Below are 3,219 nucleotides of genomic sequence, written 5' to 3'. Positions count from 1 at the left end.
GTTGACGAGAAGACGGCGATCCAGGCGCTGGATCGCAAGGACCCGGTGCTGCCGCTGTCGCCCGGGCGCGCGGAGCGCCATGGGTTCGAGTACTTCAGGCATGGCACGCTGTCGCTCTACGCGGCCGGAACGTGTCAATGACTTTGCGCCACCCGGCGTCATGAATTTACTGTGCAAGGCTGTGATGATTTCGGGGTGATGACCTCCGACGTTGGTGGGTTGATCCACGCCGCAGTGGGCAGCGCAGGCGGTTCAGGACGGCGGCCTTTGAATCGGTTTGGCGCGGCACGGAATGCGTCATCCAGCGCGGCCTGGCGGACGCTGCGTAGCTGCTGGGCCTGACCGTGATGGACGCTGTACGGCGTCATGTAGCCAATGCCTGAGTGCCGATGCATCGTGTTGTACCAAGCGAAGAAGGCTTGGCAATGGGCCCGTGCGTCCTCGATACAGCCGAAGCGCGCCGGGAAGTCCGGCCGATATTTCAGGGTCTTGAACTGCGCCTCGGAATACGGGTTGTCGTCCGAGACGTAGGGCCGGCTATGGCTCTTGGCAATGTCCAGGTCCACCAGCAGCGCGGCCACGGGTTTGGAGCGCATGCTGGTGCCGCGATCGGCGTGCAGCGTGAGCATGCCTGGCTCGATGTCGTGACGCGCCACGGTATCGGCGATGAGCTGCTCGGCCAAGTCTGCGTCCTCGCGATCGGCGATCAACCAGCCCACCACCAGGCGACTGAATATGTCCAGGATCACGTACAGGTGGAAGCACGTCCACTTCGCCGGCCCCTTGAGTTTGGTGATATCCCACGACCAGACCTGGTTGGGCGCCACCGCCAGCAACTCGGGCTTGGCGTAGGCCGGGTGGACGAGTTGATTGCGGCGCTCGCGGGTACCGCCGTTGGCGGCCAGCACGCGGTACATGGTGCGCACCGAACCCAGGTATCGGCCCTCGTCCAGCAGCGTGGCATGCACGGCCGCCGGGGCCGTGTCGGCGAAGCGCTCGCTGTTGAGCGTGTCCAGCACGATCTGGTTCTCCGCGGCGTCCAGAGCCAGTGGAGGTCGTGCACGCGGCGCGCGTCGGGCACGTGGTCCCACCAACGCTGCACGGTGCGCCTGGCCGCGCTGGCGCGCAGGGGCGCCCCTCCACAGGCCCATGGCGCGGCAGGCGGCACCGGCGCCCAGGGCGGAGGTGAGTTCCTGGACGGCGGCCATCACAGCTTCTCGTCCTTGTCGTCGATCAGAGTGCCCAGCAGTGCGGCAAGTTTTTTTTGAACTCCGATCACGAGCATCGCCTTGTCGAGCTCGCGCTTGAGCCCGTCGCGCTCGCGGGTGAGTTGCGCGATCTGCAGCGTCTCGGCACGATTGGCAGGAATCTTGGGGCCACGCTTGTGCGGCGCCAGCGCGGCCAGATCGCCTGCCTCGCGCTGGCGCCGCCAGGTGCTCAACGAGGACGAGTACACGCCCTCATGGCGCATCAGCGCACCGATCTCACCGGGTCGGGTGCAGCGGTCGGCCGCGTCGAGAATGCGGCGCTTGTCGGCGTTGGAAAACTGCCGGCGTCGCGCGTGCGGCACGACCTCGGCGCTGGCATCGGAACGGGCAACTGGCGCTGCCGATCCGCTCGCATCTTCAGTCGCCCTACGGGCTCCTTGCGATGCGAACGGATCGGACAAACTCTTGACTGCGTGCACGGCTGCCTTGGATTGATGGTTGACTGTCATACCTACCTCGTTGCTCACTGATTTCTCAGAGGGAGGTGGCGCAGGTCATATTGGCACGGGGGGGGCATGCAAGATGAACCTCGAGGGCGTCATTGCCAAGCGAGCCGATGCTCCGTATGCCTCACGGCGCACAGAAACTTGGCTCAAGCTGAAGTGCAAGCAACGACAGGAGTTCGTCGTTTGCGGCTACACGGACCGGAGCGACGGGTCGCGGCAGATTGGCAGCCTGCTGCTCGGGGTCTATGGACCGGAGGGGAAGCTCATTTCGGTGGGGAGCGTCGGCACCGGGTGGAGCTCTGAAGAAGCTGGCGACCTGAAGCGCAAGCTGGTCAAGCTCGAAGTACCGAAGTCGCCGTTCGCTGCCGGTACGGCCAAGCCCGGCCGATGGTCGAAGCGCGTCGCCGGCAGCGAGCGATGGGTTCAGCCCAAGGTAGTCGCCGAGGTCGACTTTGCCGAATGGACCCCCGACGGTCAGATACGACACGCCTCGTACGTCGCGCTGCGCACCGACAAGCCGGCCCGGGCCATCAAGAGAGAGACGGCCAAGACCACCGACGGACCGGCGCCGCTTCGGTCGGCGGGGAATGCCGGCGTCGGTGGTATCAAGGTGACCCACGGCGAGCGCGTGATTGACCCCAGCACGGGTTTGACCAAGTTGGACCTGGTTCGGTACTACGAGTCTGTCGCCGACTGGATTCTTCCTCACATCAAGGGCCGTCCCTGCTCGCTTGTCCGAGGGCCGGAGGGCGTCGGCGGCCCCCAGTTTTTCCAGAAGCACGGCGAGAAAATCGGCATTCCAGGCATCACGGAGTTGCCTGCTTCGTTATGGCCAGGCCATGACTCGTTGCTCGAGGTCGGCAATGCTCAAGCGCTCGCCGGCGCCGCGCAGATGAACGTCATCGAGCTGCACACCTGGAACTCCACGGTCAAGAACATCAATGCGCCCGACCGCATGGTCTTCGACCTCGACCCAGGTGAAGGAACCGGATGGCCGCAGGTCCAGGAGGCGGCGATGCTTGTTCGCGCTCTCCTGACCCAGCTCGGGCTGGAAGCGTGGCTCAAGACGTCTGGCGGCAAAGGACTGCACGTTGTCGTGCCGCTTACTCCCCGAATGGACTACGACACGGTCAAGGATTTCTCGCAGGCCGTTGTGCAGCACTTGGCCAAGGCCATTCCATCGCGCTTCGTAGCCCGGAGCGGCCCTGCAAACCGCGTCGGCAAGCTCTTCGTCGATTATCTTCGCAACGGATTGGGTGCAACGACTGCAGTGGCGTTCTCCGCCCGCGCGCGTCCGGGTCTCGGTGTCTCCATGCCCGTGTCCTGGGAGGAGCTGCCGAAGCTCAAGAGCGGCTCGCATTGGAGTATCCCGACTGCACGTGAGCACCTCTCGTTCCAGAGCACTGACCCCTGGGCGAGCTACTGGAAGAAAAAGCAAACATTGACAGCAGCGATGAAGATGGGCTCTATGCCGTTTCGTGTGGAACGCGACAGCCTCATCTGAC

Annotated in this window: 3 protein-coding genes and 1 pseudogene; 2 read left to right on the top strand and 2 right to left on the bottom strand. The window is 64.5% G+C overall.

What is annotated here, in order from left to right; all coding sequences use genetic code 11:
• Positions 1–126 (top strand): annotated as a pseudogene (locus H0W38_RS15050) (IS630 family transposase); the annotation flags it as partial.
• 32 nt (positions 127–158) lie between these two features.
• Here the strand turns inward: H0W38_RS15050 and H0W38_RS15045 are convergent.
• Together H0W38_RS15045 and H0W38_RS15040 are read right to left on the bottom strand one after the other, a co-directional pair.
• Positions 159–1,208 carry a DDE-type integrase/transposase/recombinase gene (locus tag H0W38_RS15045; RefSeq protein ID WP_292455479.1) on the bottom strand — a complete coding sequence of 350 codons (1,050 nt, stop codon included), beginning with the start codon at positions 1,206–1,208 and terminating at the stop codon, positions 159–161.
• Positions 1,208–1,570 carry a helix-turn-helix domain-containing protein gene (locus H0W38_RS15040; RefSeq protein WP_292455477.1) on the bottom strand — a complete coding sequence of 121 codons (363 nt, stop codon included), beginning with the start codon at positions 1,568–1,570 and terminating at the stop codon, positions 1,208–1,210. Before H0W38_RS15040 ends, H0W38_RS15045 begins: the two co-directional genes overlap by 1 nt.
• A 220-nt stretch (positions 1,571–1,790) precedes the next feature.
• Here H0W38_RS15040 and ligD point away from each other — a divergent pair, with 220 nt between their 5' ends.
• Positions 1,791–3,218, top strand: a complete 1,428-nt coding sequence (gene ligD / locus H0W38_RS15035) for a DNA ligase D (protein ID WP_367162178.1) — start codon at positions 1,791–1,793, stop codon at positions 3,216–3,218.
• The last annotated feature ends 1 nt before the right edge of the window (position 3,219 follow it).

The sequence above is a fragment of the Methylibium sp. genome (assembly GCF_013817365.1).
Lineage (GTDB): Bacteria > Pseudomonadota > Gammaproteobacteria > Burkholderiales > Burkholderiaceae_C > Methylibium.
This window is presented reverse-complemented; position numbering and strand designations above follow the sequence as displayed.

Coding starts and splice junctions, on each gene's coding strand:
- H0W38_RS15045 (WP_292455479.1), bottom strand. CDS start 1,208: ATGGCCGCCGTCCAGGAACTCACCTCCGCCCTGGGCGCCGGTGCCGCC.
- ligD (WP_367162178.1), top strand. CDS start 1,791: ATGAACCTCGAGGGCGTCATTGCCAAGCGAGCCGATGCTCCGTATGCC.